This is a genomic window from Thermococcus fumicolans (assembly GCF_055386755.1).
In genome coordinates, this window is the sequence record NZ_AP042424.1 from 1,756,781 (window position 1) to 1,778,320 (window position 21,540).

A 21,540-nucleotide genomic window follows, 5' to 3' on the forward strand; every position below is an offset into this window, starting at 1 on the left:
AACCTCTTGTTCTTTAGATCCCTCGGTGATACCATGAGGAAGGCTGCAATAATGGTGGCGGTGTTTGTTTTCTTTGGTTTGTTTGGATTTGCCATGGCCAGTGCCGCGACGATCGGTGTTGACCTCGCCCACGGCGAAAACGACAAGGGACTCGCGGCTTTGACCGACAGAGACGGCAACGTCATCGCGGAGGGAATGATAAAGAAGATCGGGGACGTCACGTGGGTCTACATCGGGCCCGCCGACAAGGCCGACACCCTAGGCATCCAGCAGGTCGGGGAGAGCATAACCTACGACGCCATAAAGGACATCAACTTCCTGATCATCGGACAGCCGACCCAGCCCTTCAGCCCGGATGAAATAAACGCCCTCAAACAGTGGTGGAACGACGGCAACAGGATCCTCTGGGTGGCTGGAGACAGCGACTACGGGAACGGCCCCAACACCATAAACAACGTCAACTCCATTCTCGACGCCCTCGGCGTCAACCTCAGGCTCGACCAGTGTTCTGTTGAAGACTCCCAGAGCAACGCCGGAGCCGGCTACCGTGTCGTTGCAGTCGTCAACCCGGACGACAAGACCCCCAAGAAGGACGAGATAACCAAGGATCTCCAGAACGGCGGAAAGGTCCTCTTCCACGGGCCCGGTGTCGTTGCCTACGTTGACGACAACGGCAACTGGAAGACTCTCAAGCCGAACGAGGGGCTCGACAACATCTACGTTATCGTCACCAGCACCGAGAACGGCCAGATCGTCGAGAACACTGACCCAGCTGCCCAAGCCTACAGCGCCGGCAGCAATGGAAAGTTCCCAATGCTCGTAGTTCAGACCTTCCCGGACAAGAAGAACCTCCTCATCGTCAGCGGTGAGACCCCCTACGGCGGCTACGAGCCAATGTGGGCACCGGAGTACCACGGCGTTAAGCTCGATGGGCCGACATTCGTCACCAACTTCATCCACTGGGCAATGGACGCTCAGGCCAGCCTCGGGGAGAGCAAGAGCGGTGGCGGAGGAATCTGTGGACCGGCTGCCCTCGTCGGGCTGGCGATAATACCGCTCCTCCTCAGGAGGAGGAAGTGATCCCGTTCTTCTCCATTAATTTTTTATTGATTTCCAATAAGTCGGCCTTGAACAGCATGCGCGGGGGATAAAGATGAAGAAGGCTGCCTCTGTGGGCATAATGTTGCTTCTCGCCCTCAGCATCGTGGCAAGCGGCTGTATCAGCGGCGGCGGGGGAAGTGGTATAACCCTCGTCATCGTCACGAGACACGACGCGACCATTCAGTACATGACAAAGCAGCTCTTCCTCAAGAGCGACGTGGCTAAGAAGTACCACATCACAGACCTTAAGTTCATCAAAGTCCCTGAGAGCCTCTGGCCAAGCTACGTGGAGAAAGGCGCCGACGTCGGATGGGGCGGAGGGCCTACGCTCTTCGATGACCTCTACAGGGGGGGCTACCTGGCTCCGATAAAGGACGACAAAATCCTCGGCCTCCTTGGCAACCCGATACCGACCGAGATGGCAGGAATGCCAATGGTCAGGAAGGACGACAAGGGCGACGTGTACTGGATAGCGGCGGCAATATCATCGTTCGGCTTCACGGTCAACAAGAAGCAGCTCGACAAATGGAACCTGCCCGTCCCCCAGAAGTGGGAGGACATAGCGAGCGAGACCTGGGCCGTTGACCCGGCCCAGTACGGCATAGCGGACCCAACCAGGAGCACTTCCAACACGAGGATCTACCAGATCATCCTCCAGGCCTTTGGCTGGGATCAGGGCTGGCGCATAATGACCCTCATAGCGGCCAACTCCAAGGTTTACATGGCGAGCGATGCTGTCAGGGACGCCGTCATAAACGGTGAGATTGCAGCTGGAAACACCATCGACTTCTACGGCTACACCGCCATGCGCCAGAACCCCGACTGCCAGTACGTAATCCCGCAGGGTGAGAGTATCATAAACGGCGACCCCATAGCGCTCCTCAAGAACGCCAAGCACCCCGAGGCCGCCCAGGCTTTCATATACTGGGTACTCACCGAGGGCCAGGCGATCTGGATGAGCCCGGACATCAACAGGCTCCCGATCAACCCGAAGATCTTTGACATGAAGGTAAGCGACGCCGCCGCCGAGGTGGTCTTCAAGGGCAAGTACGCCGGAAAGACCTTCGGTGAAGCGAGGCCGAGCCTCAAGAAGGCCTACGACGACGCCACTAAGGCCCAGGGAATACCGTTTGACGATAAGAAGGCTCTAGAGACGATAAACGCCCTCCAGTACTACTTCAAGGCCACCCTAGTCGATCCAAACCAGCTCCTCCACAACGCGTGGGTGTCGCTGGTTAAAGCCTACAAAGACGGGAAGATAAGCGAGGAGAAGTTCAAAGAGCTCAAGGACAAGCTCACCGCCCCGATAGAGTTCAAGGACCCAGAAACCGGCCAGATGGTTACCTTCACCGAGGACTACGCCAAGAAGATAAACGACAAGATAGCTAAGGACAGGAACTTCCAGGACCAGCTGATGCAGGAGTGGCGCCAGGCCGCAATGAACAAGTACAACGAGGTTCTCAACGAGATAGGTGGCTGATTTTAACATTTTCTCTACTTTTCTTTACGCACGTTCCCCTGGATTCAACCCGAGGATTTCAAAAACTTTTAAATAGTCTTCGCAGAGACCGAGGGAAGATGGAAGAACCAAAGGAGGTAGGCACCCAATGAAGGTCAGCAAGTGGAGCGAGAACTTTTTTGGAACACCCGTGTTCGATCCGGTGGTCACAACTTCATTCCTATTCCCACTCCTCTACCTGTTGGCGTTCCTCATAATCCCAGTGCTGACGATGCTGGCTATAGCCTTCGAGTACAACGGCCACATATCCCTTCACTGGTTCAGCAACATACTGACCTCGGACTACTACATAAGCCTCCACCCCAGCGGGGAGTTCGCCAAGATGATAACAACGCCCGCGGGGGAGAAGATCTACTACATCCAGGGGGTGGACTTCGGGGTCATCCTCAACTCCATACTCGTTTCAATCAGCGTCATGATCCTGACTACGATACTGGGGACGATCTTTGCCTTCGTTATGGCAAGGTACGACTTCCCGGGCAAGAACATCGTCAGGATCCTCCTCTTCGTGCCGCTGCTCGTTACACCCTTTGTCAACGTCTTCATAGTGAAGAAGATGTTCCTGCCCGATGGAATAATAAACTGGCTGTTCTACGAGGTCCTTCACCTGTTCCCGCACAGGATCCAGATAGACGGTCTGGTCGGTGTCATAATAGCCCAGACCATGACCTACTACCCAATAGTCTACCTCAACGCCTACGCGAGCTTCATCAACATCGATCCAACTCTGGAGGAGCAGGCCGAGAACCTCGGGAGCGGCGGCTTCCACCTCTTCAGGACGGTAACCTTCCCGCTAGCCCTTCCCGGCATAGCCGCCGGGGCCACCCTGGTCGGCATATTCAGCCTTGAGGACCTCGCCGCCCCGATAGTCTTCCAGGGCAACGGCCTCGCCAGGAAGCTCATGTCTTTCCAGATCTACAGCGCCTTCACGAGCGGCTTCAACGTTGGAAGCCCCCAGCTCGCCGCGCTTGCGCTCATAATGCTGACCATAGCCATCCTGATGTTCCTCGGGATCAGGAAGTACGTCAGCATGAGGCAGTACGCGATGCTGAGCAAAGGTGGCAGATGGAAGCCGCGCGTCGCCAAGCCCAAGCCGTGGCAGGCGGTGCTCATATACCTCGTCGTTCTTCCGATGCTCCTCCTGTCGATATTCCCCCAGATCGGGGTCGTGCTTCTGGCCTTCAGCGAGCGCTGGAACGGAACCTGGCCATCGGGTTTCACCACGAAGTACGTGGAGAGCATCCTGACCCAGCCCGACATTGAGAGGGTCATAATGAACAGCGTGACGTACTCGACCATAGCGGTCATCGTCATAATCCTCCTCTCACTGACGGCATCCTACGCGTCCAGCAGATTCAAGAAGAGCAAGCTGGGGCCAGTCCTCGACAGCCTGGCCACCATCCCGATAGCGGTTCCCGGAATCGTCATAGCGATGAGCTACTTCTTCTTCTTTGCTAAGGTGTTCCCAAACACACCACTGGACCCGACCAACCTGCTCGGCTTCAATCCAGCGATGGTCCTTATCCTGGCGTACTCGATAAGGCGTCTGCCCTTCGCGGCCCGCTCAATCTCCGCCGGCATACAGCAGATACACGTCTCCCTGGAGGAGGTCGCGCTGAACCTAGGAGCTAGCAGGTGGAAGGCACTGACGGGAATACTGATGCCCCTAATCCTCCTGAACCTCCTCGGAGGGGCTATGCTGAGCTTCGTCTACTGTATGAGCGAGACCAGCGTCGGCATTACACTAGGTTCGATAAACCCCGACTACTACCCGATAACCGCCAGAATGGTCGAGCTCATGACGAGCGCCGTCGGAAGCGCGAACCTGGCGGCGGCTCTGGGCGTGTTCCTTATGGTCGTCCAGATAATAGCGATAGTCCTGGCCAACGTGATAACCAAGCAGAAGTACTCCTTCATTGGCATCACATGAGGTGGTTGAGATGGTGGAAGTCAGGATTGAAAACCTCGTTAAGACCTTCGGAGAGACGGTCGCACTCAAGGGGATAAACCTTCACATAAAACACGGGGAGCTCTTCACGCTCCTCGGGCCCAGCGGCTGCGGAAAATCAACTACCCTTAGATCCATAGCGGGACTCGAATACCCAGACAGCGGACACATATACTTCGGGGACGAGGACGTCACCTACCTCCCCCCAAGCAAGAGGGGTGCGGTTCTAGTCTTCCAGAACTACGCCCTCTGGCCCCACATGACGGTATTTGACAACGTCGCCTATGGCCTGAAGCTAAGGAAGATGCCGAAGGCTGAGATAGAGAAGAAGGTAAAGTGGGCGCTCGAGCTCGTCAAGCTTCAGGGCTTCGAGGACCGCTACCCCACTCAGCTGAGCGGTGGACAGCAGCAGCGTGTGGCAATAGCCAGGGCCCTGGTCGTCGAGCCCAGGGTTCTCCTCCTGGATGAGCCGCTGAGCAACCTCGACGCGAAGTTAAGACTTGAGATGCGCTCTGAGATTAGGCGCATACAGCGCGAGCTCGGCATAACCGTAATCTACGTCACCCACGACCAGGAGGAGGCCATGGCCATAAGCGACAGAATAGCTGTCATGAACGTCGGAACGGTTGAACAGGTCGGGACGCCCAAGGAGATATACGAGAGCCCGAGGACGGAGTTCGTCGCTTCCTTCATGGGCAAGACCAACGTCATCCCGGCCAAGGTTGTGGAGAGGAACGGAGACCGCGTTACGGTCGAGTTCGAGGGCATAAGGCTGGACAACCTCCACTACACGGAGAAGAGCGACAAGGTGGTCGTGGTTATCAGGCCGGAGAGGATAAAGCTCAAGCCCGTCGAGAACGCCGTCTCATTCAAGGGCACCGTTGACCTCATCGAGTACTACGGGTTCTTCGTAGAGGTCGTCGGCCTCTTTGGGAACACCAGGATCATAGCCAGAACGATCAGCGACAGGGAGATCTCGCACCTCAGGCCCCTCCAGGAGGTCACGTTCTACGTCGACAGGGACGACATCATAGTCCTCCCGAGGCAGCAGCTTTAAGCTTCCTTTTCTATTCCCTTTGGGTGATCGCATGGGACTCCTCGGGGCCCTCCAAGAGGGAAAGGTCTATGAGGCTCTGCTCACAACGTACTCAAACGTAACGCCAGTGGGGGTCGTCAGGAAGGGTGGGAGGCTTTTCTTCAAGCTCTTCGGGGGGAGGAGCTCGATAGAGCTGAGATCCAACCCCCGTGCGTCCATCCAGTTCACCAACGACGTTGAAGTCCTCGTAAGCCTTGCCCTCAACTTTCCCACGAACATCGAGTTCGAGGGGAAGGAAGGGTACAGGTGGATAAAAGGCCTCCCGGGAGTCTACGGAACCGTGGAGGCGAGGGAAGAGGAACATGAAGACGAACTGGGGAAGACCAGCGTCCTGAAGTGCTCCCTAATGCCAACCGGGGAAATCCCCGGAACCCCACCGTTGACCCCGCTGAGCCGCGCCGATTTCTACCTGCTGGAGATGGGGGTGGACGTGACGAGGTTTCTGGTCGCGATTAGGAGAGGGCGCAGTGACGTTGCCGAAAGGCTGAGGGGCCGCATACTCTCACATTACAGGATGTACTCCCGCCTCGGAGGGAACTCTCAAATCGCGGAACTCATCCTCAAAACGGTGGAGGAAGCTTCAAGCGATTCTAGGATCACCCCACCAGAAGAAGGCTTATAACCGATTTCTCCCAACCCATCCCGGTGATACCATGCTCAAGAGGAGGATGTTGGTATTCCTTCTGGTGCTGCTGGCAGTGGCAGCTACCCTTGCGGTTCCTAAAACCAGCGCCCAGACCACTAAGGTCGCGGTTCCGGGCCAGGTAGTGCTCGACCCGCTCCCCGGAACCCCCGCCATAGGCCTCCCCGGGGACACAATCGAGATCCACCCCGCCAAGGACGTTAACATCCAGTCCCTCCAGATCGTGTCAATACTCCACGGCCCCTACGACCTCCAGATCGTCGGAACCAAAGACGGCGTTGTTAAGGCCAAGATACCGGAGGACGCCGTTCCGGACGTCTACTTCCTCGTCGTCAAGAGCGACAAGGGCGAGGTAACGATCCCCAACGGAGTCTGGGTCATGAAGAAGGCCCCGACGGTTCTCAGAATAGCCCACGGAAGCGACCTCCACGTCACCAGCGGGGCCAAGCTGGGCTTCGTCTGCGGCGACTACTTCCAGAAGAGCATCCCCGAGATCATGAAATACTGCAAGAACCCCATCGGGATGCACAGCTACACCGCCACTGACAGCTTCATGACCTACTACGCCATGGTCGGCTCAATGGGGGAGAACGTGATCAACCTCATGATCTCAACCGGCGATGACGTCGACACGAGCGGGGACAGCGAGGGTTACAGGATGCTTGACACGGCCATCCTCCACGGAACTGCCGCGGGGACACCCCTCATAAGCATCAAGGGCAACCACGATCACCCGCCAACGTACTACAGCAAGTACGTCGGTCCAAGGTACTTCTACCGCGTGATCGGGAACTTCCTCATCATAGGCCTCGACAGCAGGGGTGAGGAGAGGCACCCCGAGATGGAACAGCTCCAGTGGATGGAGAACGTCCTCAAGAGCCACCCGAACAAGACGGTCATAGTCCTCGTCCACCACCCCTTCTGGTACAGCACCCCCGATGGAAAGTGGGGAGGGACCATAAAGGGTTACACCGCCCTCGATGACAACGACTGGAAGGCCCTTACCAAGTTCATAAGCTGGGACTGGGAGGGCAAGAACGGCGAGTACGACCAGATAGCGAGGTACTTCCTCCAGCTGGTTGAGAAGTACAACATACCCCTCATCCTAGCGGGCCACATCCACAAGGACAAGCCCGTCCTCTACATTGACAAGAACGGGAACGAGCACTGGTTCTACACCCTCACCACGACCGGCGCCCCGGACAAGACCAGCAACCCGCCGAGCGAGAAGGACAAGAGCAGGGGCTACACCACGCCCAGCTGGTACGGCTCCCAGGTTATTTATGTTTATAACAACGGTACAGTCGAGTTCCCGTTTGTCAGCAACCTCTTCGACAAGGAGAAGCCAGTCTCACTTCCGGTTCCTCAAAAGTTCATCGTTTACAGGCAGAACGGGGAGGACGGAACTGCAGTAAAGTTCGTGAACCAGCTTGACCAGACCATCAGCGGCCCGCTGGTCATCGAAATACCCGCGGGCGCCAACGTCGATCCCGAGCACACCAACATAACCTACACCGTCCTCGGTGAGAGGGAGATAGGCGGGAACCACTACATGCTCCTGAACGTCACGGTGCCCCAGGGGGTCAGCCAGATAACCGCCGTCGTCAACAAGGACACCAAGCCGCCGGAGGTCAGGATTGGGTACATAACCCCAAGCAAGCCCAAACCCGGCCAGAGGTTCTCGGTTTACATAAGCGCCAACGACAACGTCGGCATAAGGACCATGAAAGTGCAGATAATAGTCGACGGAAAGGTTGTGAAGGAGCTCCCGGCGTTCTCCGTGAAGCCCTCGCAGGTCAAGGCAACTTACTTCACCGACGTCACTGGCGTCAACGCCACGGAGTTCACGGTGAAGGCCATCGCGACGGACTTCTACGGCAACACCGCCGAGGCCACCTACGAGGTGGGCGCCCCAGCCCAGTCAACGACCACAACCTCAAGCAACGGAGGAAAGGGGATCTGCGGGCCGGCAGCTATCGTTGCCCTCGCCGCGATCCCCGCCCTGCTCCGTAGGAGGAAGTGAAGCCCTTTCCTCCTTTTCTTTCTCCCGTGTCGCGTATCGTCCTGCCCTCCTCGATCTCCCTCTTCAGGATCTTCGCCTCCTCCTCAGCGTTTCTAACGCGGAACACCCGCGCTATCCTCTCTATCGCCTCAAGCTTCCTTACTATCCCGTCTAACCACGTGAAGACGTCGCCCGGATAGACGATTAACCCGTAGACCTTCCTGAAGTGCTCCGCTATCTGGGTCGGGTGCTTTCCACTCCTGCGGAGCTCGATAATCAGATTTCCAACGCGCTCCATCGCGTAGTCGGTGCAGTCATCCTCACCGCACATAAAGAACTCCTGGTAGATTGTGAATAGCCTCTCGGCGGCGTTTGGACTCAGCTCCGGGATAACTCTGTCGAGCTCGTCCAGGATGGAGGCGAAGCTCGGGGAGAAGACGTTGGCGCTCAGCCTGCCCCTAACGGCACCCTCGAGCTCCCTCTGGAGGACGCTGCTGAGGTAGAGGTTCTCGAAGGGAAGCAACTTCACAGCTATCCACTGGGCGGGCTTCTTCCCGAGGTTCCCGCGAATGAAGGCGGCTTCCTTCGGCAGGAGGAAGCTCATGCTGACGGCCCTTCCGTAGGGGGTGACCTCAACGAATGACTTTTTGAGCCGGACGAAGTCTAGCTCCTCCAGCTTCTCCAAAACCTTTTCAGCGCTCTGGTTCGCCCCGAGGCACCTCGCTTGGACTTCCTCAATTATGTCGAGGCGGTTGAAGACGCAGGAGTGTGCCAGAACGTTGTCCTGCTCTAGCTCGTCGCTCCACTCGACGGTTACGGGTTCTATCGGCGCCGTCAGGAGCTTGAAGGCGACCTCGTCCTCGGAGCCTTCCATCTGGGCGGAGTACTTCCTCCCCGGCTCGACCACGAGGTAGACCCTTCCCTTCTCGTGGTAGAGCGGTCTACCTGCCCTTCCGAGCATCTGGTGGAACTCCCTAACGCTGAGCCACTTGTTGCCCATCGCCAGGCTCTCGAAGATGACCTGCGAAGCCGGAAAGTCGACGCCAGCTCCGAGGGCGGCCGTTGTGACAACCACGTCGAGCCTCTGAGCCAAGAACTCCATCTCGGTGAGCTTCCTCTGCTTGTAGGGCAGGCCGGAGTGGTAGGGCTTCGCTTTGAGGCCCTTGCTCGTCAGGTAAGCCGAAAGCTCGTGGGTTCTCTTCCTGGAGAAGGTGAAGACTATCGTCTGCCCTTTGTAGCCCTGCCTGGATTTCCTCATGGCCTCAGCGCGGCAGAGAACCGCTATGTGCCTCCACTTCTCGCTCTCGTTCCTCGCGATGATTATGTGCCTCTCCAAATCAACGGGCCTCTCATCGTAGAGGACAAGCTTTAGGCCAAGCTCTCTCGCTAACTCCTCCGAATTTCCAACGGTTGCGCTCAAACCTATGAACTGGGCCTTGGGGTAGAGCTTTCTCAATCTCGCTATGAGGCCGTCTAAGCGGGCCCCGCGCTCCTCGTCGTCGAGGGTGTGAATCTCGTCTATAACAATCGTCCCGACGTTTCCTATCTTCCTTCCCGCCCTCAACAGATAGTCGATTCCCTCGTAGGTTCCGACGATTATATCGGCGTCGATGCCAGTATCGACCACGACGAGCTCGTCCCTCGTCTTTATCCTGCTCATGCCGACGCGGATGGCAACGCGGAGGCCGAGTTTGGAGTAGCGCCGCTTGAAGTCCTCGTACTTCTGGTTCGCCAGGGCAACGAGGGGGACAAGGAAGAGCATTTTTTGTCCTTTCATAGCCTTCGGGACGCCGGCGAGCTCGCCTATGAGGGTCTTTCCGCTCGCCGTTGCCGAGACGACGAGGAGGCTCTCACCCTCAAGGAGGCCGTGCTTGATGGCCAAACTCTGAACCGGGAGGAGTTCGCTGACTCCCTCGGCCTTGAGAACGGATTTGAGCTTATCGGGGAGCTGGAGCTCATCGACTTTTAACTTCTCAACCCGAACGTGCTTTGCCTTCAGCTCGTCCCACTTGGTTATCTCGGGGTGTCTCGTCGGGTCGAAGCGGGGGTCAAAGGCGTAGAGGACTTTATCGAGGTCGCGGAACCTCTCCAAGAGCTTCTTCGCCTGGTCAAACATGGCGATGCTCCTGAACCTGAAGCGGAGCTCCCTCTTGAGCTCGTCCTCCGCGCAGCGCTCGCAGATGTACTCGCTGTGGTACTTAACGCGGTTCCCCTCGGTGAGGACGGTTATCTTCCCCTCCATGAGGCAGAGCCGGCAGAGCTCGGCCCTCTCAACGCGCTTGTTCTGGAGGCGTCTCTTAAAGTAGTCCTCCCACTCGTCGGCGTTTACGAGGACTATTCTCGCCCCTCTCAAGAGCTTCTCCATCTCCTTCGGGTTCCTGTACTGGCTCCCCTCGAGAACCTTGAAGAGCCTTCCCTCGCGCATTATGAAGCGGTAAACGGCATCAGCTTTGAGGTTCCTCATTTGAGCCAGCTTCTCGGGCTCGTTCTCAATGAAGAAAGCTTCAAGCTCGTTCTTTTTCCTGCCGGGTCTCACTACGAAGAGCATCGCCCTAACCCCCCGTAGGAGAAACCAAGAAAAAGCTTATAAACGCACCCCCCGAAGTGGCGTTAGGTCGAACGAGACTCAGGATCATAAGAGGTGAGAAGAATGGCCATCTGGCAGGGAAGATCACTCAAAAAGCCTTCAGGTGGAAGGATCGTCCTCGCTAGAAAGAAGAGGAAGAGGGAGCTCGGAAGAGAACCGGCCAACACTAGGGTTGCCGAGGAGAGGGAGAAGAGGAAGATAATCAGAACCTACGGCGGCAACAGGAAGGTGCGCCTCGTCGAGGCACTCTACGCCAACGTCTTCGAGAACGGCAAGGGCAGGAAGGTCAAGATCCTCAACGTCATCGAGAACCCCTCCAACAGGCAGTACGCAAGGAGGAACATAATCACCAAGGGTGCCATAATAGAGACCGAGGCCGGCAAGGCCATCGTCACCAGCAGGCCGGGCCAGGACGGAGTCGTCAACGCCGTTCTCATCAAGGAGGAGAACGCCTGATTTTTCTTCAACTTTTGAAGTCCCTTTTCTGGAATTCCCTTCAGAGTTTTAGTGGCCTCTTTCATGGTTGCCGTTTCTCGTCCACCGTTAACCGCGTAAAGGGAGAAAAGTTAACGGTACCGTAAAGTTTGTCGGGTTTACGGTGTTAACGGTTCAGGGCGTACCGTCTCTGAGAACCATAACCGATTGGCCTCACAACCCCCAAGGACTCGAGTTTCTTCAGCCTTTTAAGGACGCTGGGCTTCGATATACCTACGTATTCAGCTATCTCGCTGCTCCGCCTTGGGATGGACAGGAACTCAATGATTTTCCGGTCAATCTCATCCAGCATCTTCGCTGATGTCTTCTTGAAAACAACCTCAAACCGGTTTTCGCTGCTCCGGAACTCCACCTCAACCAAGCCGTGCCGCTCACACTCGCTTTTTATCATCCTGAGTCCGTATCCGTACTTCTCGATGTAGCCGGAATCATAGAGGAGACCGCAGAGGTAGGGGTTTCTGGGAACGTGCTCCGGATCGTTCAGATCAACGCCGGGCATCAAGCCGCCGGGGTTCCTTATCACCAGCCTGTCCGGGTATATGAACACTCTGACGTCCGCGGGTATGGTGTAGTTCTTGTGGGCAAATGCATTGATTATCGCCTCCCTGATGGCCCTTGGGGGATACTCAGGCAGTTTTTTCCTCTTTGCACCGGCCACAACCTCAACGCTACCAATCTGGGACATCAGCTCGGTGTACATCTCATCGATGACCTTCCAGACTGGCCCGCTGAACTCCTTGCTCCAGACGGGCTGGTCGTTCTCCATTCTGATTATCCTTCCCCCGGAGTGCGGTATAAAATCCTGGGCATCCGTGAAGAAGAGAACCCCAGCATTGGTCAGCTTTTTCCCTTTTACGGCCCTGGCGCTCCTCAGATAGCGGTTCCAGTCTTCCCTTGGAATCTCCCTGCCCCGGGCCTCTCTCATCGCGGAGAAGAACCACTCCACGTAATCCTCCCGCATGTTCGAGATGTCTACCGCTGGAAACTCGTCCCAGGTTATCGTCCCGAGTTCGGAGGAGAGCATCACTATCTCCTGAATCGAGAGGGGTCTTATCCCGGAGCCGACGCGAATGTACGCTACCCCACCGATGGAGCAGAGGGTCTTTGACCTGGGAACCTCGACCACAACGACCCTCCTTCCGCCTATGTCCAAGGCGCTGGTTCTGACGCTTATTGGAGGGGTTATGTTCTGGAGGGAGGATGCAAGAACCTCCCCCACTTTTTTGGGATCACAGCCGATGATTTTTCCATCATCGGAGACTCCGATGAGCAGGTATCCGCCCTCGGCGTTTGCCATGGCGCAGATTTCCCTCGCTATGTCCGGAGTGGCCGTTCTTTTGAACTCAACCCTCTCGTTCTCACCCTCCTTTATAAGGGACAGCAGTTCGTTCACGTCCATGATTACCGTTAAGATCGTAAACCTCAAAAAGTTAACGGTACCGTAAAGTTTACCGGGTTTACGGTGTTAACGGTAAAGTTAACGGGAGAAACCGGGAGGGATTAAAGCCCAAGCTCCTCCCTGTACTTCTTCAGCTCCTTCTCCATGATCTTCCTAGCCTGCTCCTCGACCATCGGCTTGACGAGCTCGATGACGCGCCGCTTTAGCTCATCCAGTCCTTCACCGTTGAGAGCCGAAATCCTCAGCGGTTCGAGGCCCTTGGCCTTAACGAACTCCTCGACGGCCTTTATCTTCTCCTCGTCCGCTATGTCCACCTTGTTGAGCACCACTATGAACGGGAACTCCCCGAACTCGCGGTGGATCTCCTCGAAGAGATGCATTTGCTCCTCTATCGGGTAGCCGCAGTACTCGCTCGGGTCGAAGATGTAGACGATGACCTTGCCGAGGTGCTTTAAAGCTAGAATCGCCTGCCTCTCAACCTCGTTCCTCTCGCTGAGTGGCCTGTCAAGCAGGCCGGGGGTGTCGATGACCTGGTACTTGAGGTAGTGCTCCTCGAACTGGCCGACGTTTATGCCCTTCGTGGTGAATGGATAACTAGCGACCTCGGGCTTCGCGTTGGTCAGGGCCCTCAGGAGCGTGCTCTTGCCCACGTTCGGGTGGCCGGCTATGACGACTGTGGGGAGCTCGAGGTCTACGACCGGCAAATCCTTCAGCACGTTTCTGGCCTGGTTGAGGTACTCCAAATCATCGGCTATGTCCCTGAGGACGTCGGCAACGCGGCCGTAGAACCCCCTCCTGAGCTTTGCCATCTCTTCAGGGTCTCTGGAGTAGCGTATCTTTTCAACGTAGCGCTGCTCGAGGTTCCTTATGGTCTTCACCGCCCAGTTGACGTGCGCCAGGGAGCGGTGGAACTGGTCGCGGTCAACGAGGGTGTCAACGAGCTCCCTGTAAAACTGCGGGAGCGTTGAAACTCCGGGGGTTCTGTCGAGTATTTTCCTAAGGTTATCGCGTATCACGTTGGAGACGGTTCTTATCCTCAGCTCCTCCCTCTGCCTGGCCTTTGCCCTCGGGCCGCCCTTGGGAGTGAAGGCCGAGGCGGCTTTCTCAGCCCTCCTGAAGGCCTTGTCGATGAGCTCGTCAGCGGTAAGAACCGTTGGCATCTTCTCAAACGGGTTCCTCATGATCTCACCTCTTCAACAACTGTGGCTCGCAGAGAAAGGGAGGATGGGGAGTTTAAAAACCTATTCAGTCAAAGCTCAGGGCAGAGAAAGTTTTATCTTGTAAGCGGTGGAGTAAAAACGATGACCATGACGGTGGAATTCGTCGATGGGATAATATCCGGGATCACAGCGGCCATCATGTTTCTCTTCCCGGCATCCCCAGAGGGGGATGTGGTCTCAATAGTAGGGAAAAACTACGCGGAACTGCTCGTTCCCTCCTACATCGGGATGATGGTGGCGTTTCTCTTCTACTTCAGGGACACCATCTCAAGGGAAGCCGCGACCATGCTCAGAGGCCTCCCGTGGCCGGAGCTCAGGTACGTGCTCTTCTCGTCCGTCATAACTCTGATACTGGGCCTCCCCCTGTCAAGACTCACCCCCGCTAAGAACATTGGAACCGCCGTAAACCTGTTCGTGGCCCTCCTCATAATCCTCCTGTCAGCAAACCCCAAACTCCCGGCGAAGCTGGGAGAGATTGGAAGGGCCTTTGACGAGAGGCCGACGCCCGTTGACGGGTTCCTGGCGGGAGTTGCCCAGGGGGTCTCGTCGATAGGCGGACTGTCGAGGAGCGGCTTAACGGTTCTTCTGCTCGCCCCATCGGCGTACGATCCAAAGGACACGGTAAGGTTTTCCTTTGAGATAGCCCCGGCCTATCTCCTCGTCAGGGTGCTCTCCATGGACTGGCACCCCCAGTCCAAACTTCTCGGGCCGGTTGCCTTTACCTCGGCGTTCTTTACGTCGCTGGTCGGGCTGTGGGCCATCATCAAGGCCGCCGAAAGGCTTGAAACCGGAAAGTTCCTATTCGTGTACGGGCTGATAGGGGTCATCCTGTGCCTAGTGGAGGTGGTACTTTGAAGGGTGTGATCCTAGCCGCTGGAAAGGGAGAAAGACTGCGCCCGCTCACAGACGACAGGCCAAAGGTCGTCCTTAAGGTAGCAAACAAGCCAATAATAGAGTACGTGATGGAGAACCTCGATCACTTCGTGGACGAGTTCCTGATCGTGGTTAGGTACAAGAAGGAAAAGCTGATCGAGGCACTCGGGGACGAGTTCAACGGGAAGCCAATAACCTACGTGGAGCAACTGCCGGGCGAAGGAACGGCAAAGGCCATAGAGTCCGTGAGGGAGCATGTCGATGAGGAGTTCATAGTGGCCAACGGGGACATATACTTCGAGGTCGAGGCCCTAAAAGAGCTCATCTCAACCTTCAGGAAGGAGAACGCGGACGCGGCACTCGTCGTCAAGCACTTCGAGGATTTAAGCCACTTCGGAAAGATAGAGGTTGAAGGAAACCTCGTTAGGGCGGTTCTCGAAAAACCCGGAAAGGTTCCAGGCTACGCAAACCTTGGAATCTACGCCTTCAAGCCGGAGGTGTTTGATTTCATATCCCAGACCCAGCTCAGCGAGAGGGGCGAGTACGAAATCACCGACACGTTGAACCTCATGATAGAAGCGGGGAAGAAGGTTGCCTACGCCGTTTACGACGGCTACTGGAACGACATAGGAAGGCCCTGGAACATGCTGGAGCTGAACGAGTACCTCCTCAAAACCAAGCTGAAGCACGACGTCAGGGGAGAGGTGGAGCCTGGGGCGGTGCTCATTCCTCCCGTCGAGGTCGGTGAGGGAACCGTGATAAGGAGCGGCGCCTACATAATCGGTCCGGTCAAGATCGGGAGGAACTCGAGGATAGGGCCGAACTGCTTCATAAGGCCCTACACGAGCATAGGCGACAACTGCCACATAGGCAACGCCGTTGAGGTGAAGAACTCCATCATAATGGACAACTCCAACGCCCCGCACCTCAACTACGTGGGCGACTCGATAATCGGCGAGAACTCCAACCTCGGGGCTGGAACGATAACGGCGAACCTGAGGCACGATAGGGGCAACATCAAGGTAGAAATCAAAGGAAAGCTTGAGGACAGCGGCAGGCACAAGCTGGGGGCGATAATAGGGCACGACGTTAAGACGGGGATAAACGTGAGCATCTACCCGGGCAGGAAGATAGGGACCGGGGCCAGGATCGGGCCCGGCGTGGTAGTGGACAAGAACGTCCCCCCTGGGGCGATGGTGGTACTCAAACAGGAGAAGGTCGTAAGGTGAAGGGAATGGCCGGTCTGATCCCCACCCTGAACTTTCTGTCGAGGTGGGTGCTCTTTCTGGCGATAGCATACAAAACGTACCAGACCCGGGACAAGGGATGGGCCCTACTCGCCGCGGCGATGTTCATAAACGCCCTTGACGTTGAGAACTACATCCTGCGACCCATGGGAGTCCACGTAATACCCCAAGCGTACGACGTCGCCTCAAAGATCCCCAACTTCTACATCTCCGTGCTGCTCCTCTGGGGAACGTTCCACCTGAAGTACGGAAAAACGGACCTCCGTCAGGTCCTGTACATATCGATCGTCCTCGTCGCTTCATACGTCTGGATTTTCCTGCTGGCGGTGGACGCTTTTCATGGGAACTTCGCGCTGAAATCCAGCTTCCCCTCCCTCCTAGTCGGGGGTTCGCTGGTGTACTTCTCCGTCGTCCTCTGGAACTACGTGATACCGAGCCGTTTCTGGGACAGGCTCTTCCCAATCGGCCTCGCAGTGGTCGGTCTGCTCAACCTGACGTACCCCGTTGGGAGGCCCGTACAGTGGTACTCGACGATGGCCTTCTTCCTCGCGGCAGTCGGGAGGCTTCTAGCGGCAATCGGGGCACTTACGTTCATATTCTATCCGATAACGGCGCCGACCAAGCCCCAAACTGTAGAACTCAAGTCCGGGGCGTACTGGGCGAGCTCCATAAAGGAGGTCTCCAAGCTGTCCTCGAACATCCTCCACAGCGACCTAGTGGCGGTCACGAGGCTCTCCCCCGGCGAGGTCGAAAGGATGTTCACCCCGGCGTCAATGGTGTTCTGGGTAACCAAGGCACAGGAGGGGAGCATTAGGGACAACCCGAAGGTCGTCGCCATCCCGCCGACGAAGCTGGGCATCCTCCAGGACTTGATAATCAAGGAGGTGGAGAAGGGCTACCGGGTGGTCTACGTGGATGCCCTCGAGTACCTCTCAGTCGAAGTGGGGTTCCAGACGGCCATGAAGTTCCTGCTGGCCGTCAGGGACTTCGTCCTCTCAAAGGGGGGCGTCCTCGTCCTGGTGGCCAACCCGGAGGCGTTCAAAGAACCCGAGCTCCACATTATCAGCAGGGAGTTTACGGATCTAAAGGAGATCCAGAAAGAAAGTTCCGAGAAGAAGACCGCCTGATACTTTCATTTCATCTCGGTCGCGCTCATGGACTCCTTCAGGAAGTCCCTGGCCTCCTCACTGAAGGACGAGAGCTTGACCTCCTCCCCAAATTTGTCGTAGACCTTTCCGTCGCGGAAGTTTAGCTCAAAAACCTCGTACCTCTCCTCGCTCTTCTCGTGGATCTTCACCCCGTGGCCCTTGAGGTGACCCTCAAGGCTGTCTATGTCGACGTACTTCCCACAGACCTCACACTTGTAGAACTGCCAGAACACGTAGTCCTGGCCTATAACGGCGTTCTCCTTTATGTGGGCGATCAGCCTGCCCCCGAGGTACTCGTAGAAGTCCTCCTGAACGAAGCCGTCCCCGTCATCCTTGACCTTGAAGCCGCTCCACACTATGTGGTCGTGTATGTCGCTGAGCGTTGCCCTGGCGTACTTGTACGTCATGACGAAGGCCCCGTTGTGGACGGTGAAGACCCCCTTGTCCGGAACGGCTATGATCACTATTCCGTCCTCCTTTATCTCGTCGGCCATCCTGAGGGCGTGCTCCCTGTTGTCGGCGGCAAATATGGACACCCTGATACCGCTCTTCTTGTGGATCCCCTCGATCACGTTCTCCCTTATGCTCCAGTGATAATCGTCAAGGTAACGAACCTGGCTGTAGACCCTCTTCATTCTGGGACTGAGGTTTTCATAGCCCACTCCAACCACCGTTTGAAAGTGGGCCTCCAACTTAATAAACCTTAGCGAAAAAACTTAAAAATGGGAGTAAGGGCAAAGCTTTTATTGGATCTTGATTAGAGTCACGCAGGTGATAAAAATGGCAAAGGACAAGACGACCCTTCCCCCGACTGGAGCCGGACTCATGAGGTTCTTCGACGAAGACACGAGGGCAATAAAGGTGAGCCCGAAGGGGGTCATAGCGGTAACGCTCGTCCTCATAGCGTTTGAGGTGTTCCTGCACCTCTTCGGATCGAGCATATTCGGCTGAGGGCTTTACCGGATCAGGTGCTTCCTTTTCTCATACCCCTGGCCGTGCCACCCCGATGAGCGGGTTCTGAGCTCTATCGCGTGGGCAACCATCTCGGCCCTCCTCTTGGCCTCCTCAACGCTCTTGTCCCAGGCTATCGCCACGCCGAGCCTCCTGCCGGGGTAAGCCTCCGGCTTCCCGAAGAGCCTGACCGTCGTGTTCGGCACACTCAAAGCTTTTGAGAGACCCCTAAACCTTGGGGAATAGCCGGAAACGTTGGCCTTTATCACATGGGTCGCCGCCGGGGTCAGGAGGGGGAAGAGCCGATAGCCGTCAACCCACTCCCCGGGAATCGGAAGGCCAAGGACGGCCCTCAGGTGCAGTCCGAACTCCGAAAAGCCGGTGGGATGGGAAGCCAGGGTAACCATGCCTGTGTCGTGGGGCCTTGGGGAAACCTCGTTGGCCCAGACTTTATCACCTTTCACGAACATCTCGACGCCGAAGAGCCCAAGGCCACCTAGGACGTCTGTTATGCGCTTGGCTATGCGATAGATCTCGCGCTCCGCTTTTTCCGAAATCTCGGTCGGTTGCCAGCTGGAATGATAGTCACCGTCAATCTGGTAGTGGCCGACGGGCTTTGGAAAAGTCGTAACTATCTCCCCGTTCTCGTCGTAGTGCCTCACGGCTAGCTCGGTTATCTCGACGTCGAAGTCTATGTGCTCCTCGACGATTATCTTGTCGGCGCTACCGCGGGCCTTCTTTTTTGCGACTTCCCAGGCCTTCGGGATATCTTCAGGGCTCTTAACGAAGTATGAACCCTTTCCGCTTGAGCTCATTATCGCCTTGGTGTGGCAGGGGTAGCCTATCCTCTCGCAGGCCTCGTAGAGCTCGTCGAGGGTTGTGGCGTATTCATAGCGGGAAGTCGGGACCTTGGCTTCCTTCGCGAGGGTTTCCCTCGTCCTCTCGCGGTGCATGGCAATCCACGTGGCTTTGGCGTTTGGAACGACGAAGTAGCCGTCCTTTTCGAGCTCGAAGAGGGCATCGAGGTTTATGGCCTCTATCTCGGGGATTATCGCGTCGGGCTTTTCCCTCTCTACGACCGAGAAGAGGAAGTCGGAGTTTTTCATGTCACCGATGTAGGAGCGGTGAGAAACATGCATCGCCGGGGCGTTGGCATAGCGGTCAACCGCTATCACCTCAACCCCGAGGCGCTGGGCCTCGATGGCTATCTCCTTCCCCAGCTCTCCACTTCCGAGGAGGAGTATTTTTTGAGCGGAGTCTGTCATGGCAGTTCCAAGTTCATCGCGGGGCTTAATCATCCGCACCACCTCAGAGTCAGGGTGTTGACGTTGAAGTGTTAAAAACTGCGAATATTTAAGCCTTTTTAAGCATAAAAACGGCAAATCTTTTAAGCGCCTTCGCGAACTCCCCCCGGTGGTGCTCATGCTGACCTACGCCCAGGCTGGAGTTGATGATGAAAAAACGGCGAGAGCTTTGAAGGGCATAATCTCGCTCGCGAAGGCAACTTTCGAGTTCCGGAAGGGCAAAGTGGGGGAGCCCGCGGAAAACCTCGGCCACTACGCGGCGCTGATGGACTTTGGAGAATTCTACCTCGCCATGACCACGGACGGCGTCGGGACGAAGGTTTTGATAGCGGAAGCGGTTGGCAAGTTCGACACGATAGGAATAGACATGATAGCGATGAACGCCAACGACCTGCTCTGCGTCGGGGCTGAGCCCGTAGCGCTGGTTGATTACCTTGCCGTAAGGGAGCCGGACGAGGAAGTTTTCGAAGAGATAGCCAGGGGGCTCTATGAAGGAGCAGAGCAGGCCGGAGTGGCGATAGTCGGCGGAGAAACCGCGGTTATGCCCGACCTGATAAACGGCTTCGACCTGGCCGGAACGGCCATTGGAGTCGTGGGGAAGGGGAACGTCATAACAGGGGAAAAGATAAGGCCGGGCGACATTGTTATCGGTATAGCGAGCTCGGGGATACACTCCAACGGCTTAACCCTCGCGAGAAAGCTACTAATTCCGAAGTACAGCCTCGACTACGAGTACGAAGGTAGAAGGCTCTGGGAGTGGCTTTTGGAGCCGACGAGGATTTACGTTAAGGCAGTTCTTGAGCTCATCGAGAGCGTCGAGGTTCACGGGTTAGCCCATATAACCGGTGGTGGACTTACCAACCTCGAGCGCCTAACCGGCTACGGCTTCTCGCTGGAGATGCCGCCCATCGAGGGAATCTTCAAACTCATCCACGAGAACGGCGTCCCGCTTGAGGAGATGTTCCGGGTCTTCAATATGGGAGTCGGCTTCATCGCGGTCATTCCAGCGGAGGAGAAGGATGAAGCGCTTGAAATCTTGAACAGGCACTACGAGAGCTTCGAGCTTGGAGTCGTCACGAGAGAGGCTGGAATAAGGGTCGAGAACTACGGGGTAAAGCTTTAACGTCCTCCCCCAACCTTTTTCGGTGATCCGATGGAACTCATGGTTAAGGAAAAAGCGTTCCTCGAAGACCTGCCAGCGATCGTGGAGAAGGCCGTGGGCGAATACGGGGCCAGGTTGAGAAAAATTGTAATAGAAGAGGACGAGAAAGGCTGCTACACAGTCCTAATCACCTATGACTCGGAGTTTCGCCCGTGAGCCTCTCGTAGAGCCTCTCGTAGGCTGAAATCAGGTCCCCCTTGTCGAAGCGGAAGACGTCCTTGTCGAGGCTCTCCTTCGTTTCGGCATCCCAGAAGCGGCAGGTGTCGGGGCTAATCTCATCACCAAGAATAATCTCTCCCCTCTCGTTCTTCCCGAACTCCAGCTTGAAGTCCACCAGGATTATCCCGCGCTCGGCGAAGTACCTCCTGAGAACCTCGTTCACCCTGAGGGCTATCCTTTCCATCTCCCTGAGCTCGTCCCCGCTTATGCCCAGAACTCTCGCGTGGTAGTGGTTTATCATCGGGTCGCCGAGGTCGTCATCCTTGTAGTAGAGCTCGACTATCGGCTCGCTGAGCTCGGTTCCCTCCTCAAGGGGAAGGCGCTTCTTGAGACTGCCAGCGACAACGTTTCTCACCACAACCTCGAGGGGATACATCTTGAGACGCTCAACGATGAGCCTGTTGTCCCCGGCTATGCCTATGAAGTGGGTCTTTACGCCGTTCTCCTCAAGAACCCTGAAGAGGTGGGCGCTAATCTGGGCGTTGAGCCAGCCCTTACCCCTGAACTGGGCCTTCTTTTTCCCGTCAAAGGCGGTGGCGTCGTCCTTGAACTCCATTATCGCCTTGCCGTCGTCGAGCGGGATCACCTTCTTGGCCTTACCCTCGTAAACCTCCATAGGCTTCACC

General features: G+C 56.5%; 19 protein-coding genes. 13 read left to right on the forward strand and 6 right to left on the reverse strand.

From position 1 onward, the window contains the following. The first annotated feature begins 33 nt into the window (after positions 1-33). The 6 genes from ACZ5AM_RS09955 to ACZ5AM_RS09980 all read left to right on the forward strand — a co-directional run bounded on the left by ACZ5AM_RS09955 (position 34) and on the right by ACZ5AM_RS09980 (position 8,330). Positions 34-1,080 carry a DUF4350 domain-containing protein gene (locus ACZ5AM_RS09955; protein WP_464914795.1) on the forward strand — a complete coding sequence of 349 codons (1,047 nt, stop codon included), beginning with the start codon at positions 34-36 and terminating at the stop codon, positions 1,078-1,080. Between the two features lie 73 nt (positions 1,081-1,153). Next, positions 1,154-2,581, forward strand: a complete 1,428-nt coding sequence (locus ACZ5AM_RS09960; RefSeq protein ID WP_464914796.1) for an ABC transporter substrate-binding protein — start codon at positions 1,154-1,156, stop codon at positions 2,579-2,581. A 127-nt stretch (positions 2,582-2,708) separates the two neighbouring features. After that, positions 2,709-4,550: an ABC transporter permease gene (locus ACZ5AM_RS09965; protein ID WP_464914797.1), complete on the forward strand. Its 1,842-nt coding sequence runs from the start codon at positions 2,709-2,711 to the stop codon at positions 4,548-4,550. Between the two features lie 10 nt (positions 4,551-4,560). Then, complete coding sequence (locus ACZ5AM_RS09970) at positions 4,561-5,625, forward strand: ABC transporter ATP-binding protein (protein ID WP_464914798.1); 1,065 nt, start codon at positions 4,561-4,563, stop codon at positions 5,623-5,625. 31 nt (positions 5,626-5,656) lie between these two features. Further along, on the forward strand, positions 5,657-6,286 hold the full coding sequence (locus ACZ5AM_RS09975) for a DUF447 domain-containing protein (RefSeq protein WP_464914799.1): 630 nt from the start codon (positions 5,657-5,659) through the stop codon (positions 6,284-6,286). A gap of 31 nt (positions 6,287-6,317) precedes the next feature. After that, on the forward strand, positions 6,318-8,330 hold the full coding sequence (locus ACZ5AM_RS09980; protein WP_464914800.1) for a metallophosphoesterase: 2,013 nt from the start codon (positions 6,318-6,320) through the stop codon (positions 8,328-8,330). Here ACZ5AM_RS09980 and ACZ5AM_RS09985 read toward each other — a convergent pair. Then, positions 8,281-10,857 (reverse strand): DEAD/DEAH box helicase, encoded by a 2,577-nt coding sequence (locus ACZ5AM_RS09985; protein ID WP_464914801.1) that lies wholly within the window; start codon positions 10,855-10,857, stop codon positions 8,281-8,283. The genes ACZ5AM_RS09980 and ACZ5AM_RS09985 overlap by 50 nt on opposite strands. A gap of 102 nt (positions 10,858-10,959) precedes the next feature. On the opposite strand from ACZ5AM_RS09985, the gene ACZ5AM_RS09990 reads away from it, so the two are divergent. Beyond that, positions 10,960-11,352, forward strand: a complete 393-nt coding sequence (locus ACZ5AM_RS09990) for a 30S ribosomal protein S8e (RefSeq protein WP_464914802.1) — start codon at positions 10,960-10,962, stop codon at positions 11,350-11,352. A gap of 145 nt (positions 11,353-11,497) precedes the next feature. Here the strand turns inward: ACZ5AM_RS09990 and ACZ5AM_RS09995 are convergent, their stop codons facing one another. Both ACZ5AM_RS09995 and ACZ5AM_RS10000 read right to left on the reverse strand, forming a co-directional pair. Continuing rightward, positions 11,498-12,790, reverse strand: coding sequence for an RNA-binding domain-containing protein (locus tag ACZ5AM_RS09995; protein WP_464914803.1), 1,293 nt, complete (start codon positions 12,788-12,790; stop codon positions 11,498-11,500). A gap of 101 nt (positions 12,791-12,891) precedes the next feature. Continuing rightward, positions 12,892-13,971, reverse strand: a complete 1,080-nt coding sequence (locus tag ACZ5AM_RS10000; protein WP_464914804.1) for an NOG1 family protein — start codon at positions 13,969-13,971, stop codon at positions 12,892-12,894. 120 nt (positions 13,972-14,091) lie between these two features. Between ACZ5AM_RS10000 and ACZ5AM_RS10005 the strand changes: the two genes are divergently transcribed. Genes ACZ5AM_RS10005 through ACZ5AM_RS10015 form a run of 3 tightly spaced genes read left to right on the forward strand, consistent with a single transcriptional unit; the run spans position 14,092 to position 17,257 of the window. Continuing rightward, the gene (locus tag ACZ5AM_RS10005) at positions 14,092-14,865 is read left to right on the forward strand and encodes an undecaprenyl-diphosphate phosphatase (RefSeq protein ID WP_464914805.1); all 774 of its coding nucleotides are present in this window, start codon (positions 14,092-14,094) and stop codon (positions 14,863-14,865) included. Further along, positions 14,862-16,112 (forward strand): bifunctional sugar-1-phosphate nucleotidylyltransferase/acetyltransferase, encoded by a 1,251-nt coding sequence (glmU, locus tag ACZ5AM_RS10010; RefSeq protein ID WP_464914806.1) that lies wholly within the window; start codon positions 14,862-14,864, stop codon positions 16,110-16,112. Before ACZ5AM_RS10005 ends, glmU begins: the two co-directional genes overlap by 4 nt. A gap of 5 nt (positions 16,113-16,117) precedes the next feature. Beyond that, entirely contained in the window at positions 16,118-17,257 is a 1,140-nt protein-coding gene (locus tag ACZ5AM_RS10015) for a DUF835 domain-containing protein (protein ID WP_464914807.1), read from the forward strand. 5 nt (positions 17,258-17,262) lie between these two features. On the opposite strand, the gene ACZ5AM_RS10020 is transcribed toward ACZ5AM_RS10015, so the two are convergent. Next, positions 17,263-17,940 (reverse strand): TBP-interacting protein, encoded by a 678-nt coding sequence (locus ACZ5AM_RS10020; RefSeq protein ID WP_464916131.1) that lies wholly within the window; start codon positions 17,938-17,940, stop codon positions 17,263-17,265. Between the two features lie 118 nt (positions 17,941-18,058). Between ACZ5AM_RS10020 and ACZ5AM_RS10025 the strand changes: the two genes are divergently transcribed. After that, positions 18,059-18,229, forward strand: coding sequence for a preprotein translocase subunit Sec61beta (locus ACZ5AM_RS10025; RefSeq protein ID WP_464916132.1), 171 nt, complete (start codon positions 18,059-18,061; stop codon positions 18,227-18,229). 5 nt (positions 18,230-18,234) lie between these two features. Here ACZ5AM_RS10025 and purT read toward each other — a convergent pair whose 3' ends face one another. Continuing rightward, positions 18,235-19,527 carry a phosphoribosylglycinamide formyltransferase 2 gene (gene purT, locus ACZ5AM_RS10030; RefSeq protein ID WP_464916133.1) on the reverse strand — a complete coding sequence of 431 codons (1,293 nt, stop codon included), beginning with the start codon at positions 19,525-19,527 and terminating at the stop codon, positions 18,235-18,237. Between the two features lie 124 nt (positions 19,528-19,651). On the opposite strand from purT, the gene purM reads away from it, so the two are divergent. Then, positions 19,652-20,656 (forward strand): phosphoribosylformylglycinamidine cyclo-ligase, encoded by a 1,005-nt coding sequence (gene purM / locus ACZ5AM_RS10035; RefSeq protein WP_464916134.1) that lies wholly within the window; start codon positions 19,652-19,654, stop codon positions 20,654-20,656. Positions 20,657-20,686: 30 nt separating this feature from the next. Further along, on the forward strand, positions 20,687-20,851 hold the full coding sequence (locus ACZ5AM_RS10040; protein WP_464914808.1) for a hypothetical protein: 165 nt from the start codon (positions 20,687-20,689) through the stop codon (positions 20,849-20,851). Here ACZ5AM_RS10040 and purC read toward each other — a convergent pair. Further along, the gene (gene purC / locus ACZ5AM_RS10045; RefSeq protein WP_464916135.1) at positions 20,823-21,530 is read right to left on the reverse strand and encodes a phosphoribosylaminoimidazolesuccinocarboxamide synthase; all 708 of its coding nucleotides are present in this window, start codon (positions 21,528-21,530) and stop codon (positions 20,823-20,825) included. The genes ACZ5AM_RS10040 and purC overlap by 29 nt on opposite strands. Between the last annotated feature and the right edge of the window lie 10 nt (positions 21,531-21,540).

What these genes read in the sequence shown, in the direction of transcription:
- ACZ5AM_RS10025 (WP_464916132.1), top strand. Translation starts at nt 18,059, where the DNA reads ATGGCAAAGGACAAGACGACCCTTCCCCCGACTGGAGCCGGACTCATG.
- purC (WP_464916135.1), bottom strand. Translation starts at nt 21,530, where the DNA reads ATGGAGGTTTACGAGGGTAAGGCCAAGAAGGTGATCCCGCTCGACGAC.
- purM (WP_464916134.1), top strand. Translation starts at nt 19,652, where the DNA reads ATGCTGACCTACGCCCAGGCTGGAGTTGATGATGAAAAAACGGCGAGA.
- purT (WP_464916133.1), bottom strand. Translation starts at nt 19,527, where the DNA reads ATGATTAAGCCCCGCGATGAACTTGGAACTGCCATGACAGACTCCGCT.
- ACZ5AM_RS09985 (WP_464914801.1), bottom strand. Translation starts at nt 10,857, where the DNA reads ATGCTCTTCGTAGTGAGACCCGGCAGGAAAAAGAACGAGCTTGAAGCT.
- ACZ5AM_RS09980 (WP_464914800.1), top strand. Translation starts at nt 6,318, where the DNA reads ATGCTCAAGAGGAGGATGTTGGTATTCCTTCTGGTGCTGCTGGCAGTG.
- ACZ5AM_RS09970 (WP_464914798.1), top strand. Translation starts at nt 4,561, where the DNA reads ATGGTGGAAGTCAGGATTGAAAACCTCGTTAAGACCTTCGGAGAGACG.
- ACZ5AM_RS09990 (WP_464914802.1), top strand. Translation starts at nt 10,960, where the DNA reads ATGGCCATCTGGCAGGGAAGATCACTCAAAAAGCCTTCAGGTGGAAGG.
- ACZ5AM_RS09965 (WP_464914797.1), top strand. Translation starts at nt 2,709, where the DNA reads ATGAAGGTCAGCAAGTGGAGCGAGAACTTTTTTGGAACACCCGTGTTC.
- ACZ5AM_RS10040 (WP_464914808.1), top strand. Translation starts at nt 20,687, where the DNA reads ATGGAACTCATGGTTAAGGAAAAAGCGTTCCTCGAAGACCTGCCAGCG.
- ACZ5AM_RS10015 (WP_464914807.1), top strand. Translation starts at nt 16,118, where the DNA reads ATGGCCGGTCTGATCCCCACCCTGAACTTTCTGTCGAGGTGGGTGCTC.
- ACZ5AM_RS09955 (WP_464914795.1), top strand. Translation starts at nt 34, where the DNA reads ATGAGGAAGGCTGCAATAATGGTGGCGGTGTTTGTTTTCTTTGGTTTG.
- ACZ5AM_RS09960 (WP_464914796.1), top strand. Translation starts at nt 1,154, where the DNA reads ATGAAGAAGGCTGCCTCTGTGGGCATAATGTTGCTTCTCGCCCTCAGC.
- ACZ5AM_RS10000 (WP_464914804.1), bottom strand. Translation starts at nt 13,971, where the DNA reads ATGAGGAACCCGTTTGAGAAGATGCCAACGGTTCTTACCGCTGACGAG.
- ACZ5AM_RS09975 (WP_464914799.1), top strand. Translation starts at nt 5,657, where the DNA reads ATGGGACTCCTCGGGGCCCTCCAAGAGGGAAAGGTCTATGAGGCTCTG.
- ACZ5AM_RS10005 (WP_464914805.1), top strand. Translation starts at nt 14,092, where the DNA reads ATGACCATGACGGTGGAATTCGTCGATGGGATAATATCCGGGATCACA.
- ACZ5AM_RS09995 (WP_464914803.1), bottom strand. Translation starts at nt 12,790, where the DNA reads ATGGACGTGAACGAACTGCTGTCCCTTATAAAGGAGGGTGAGAACGAG.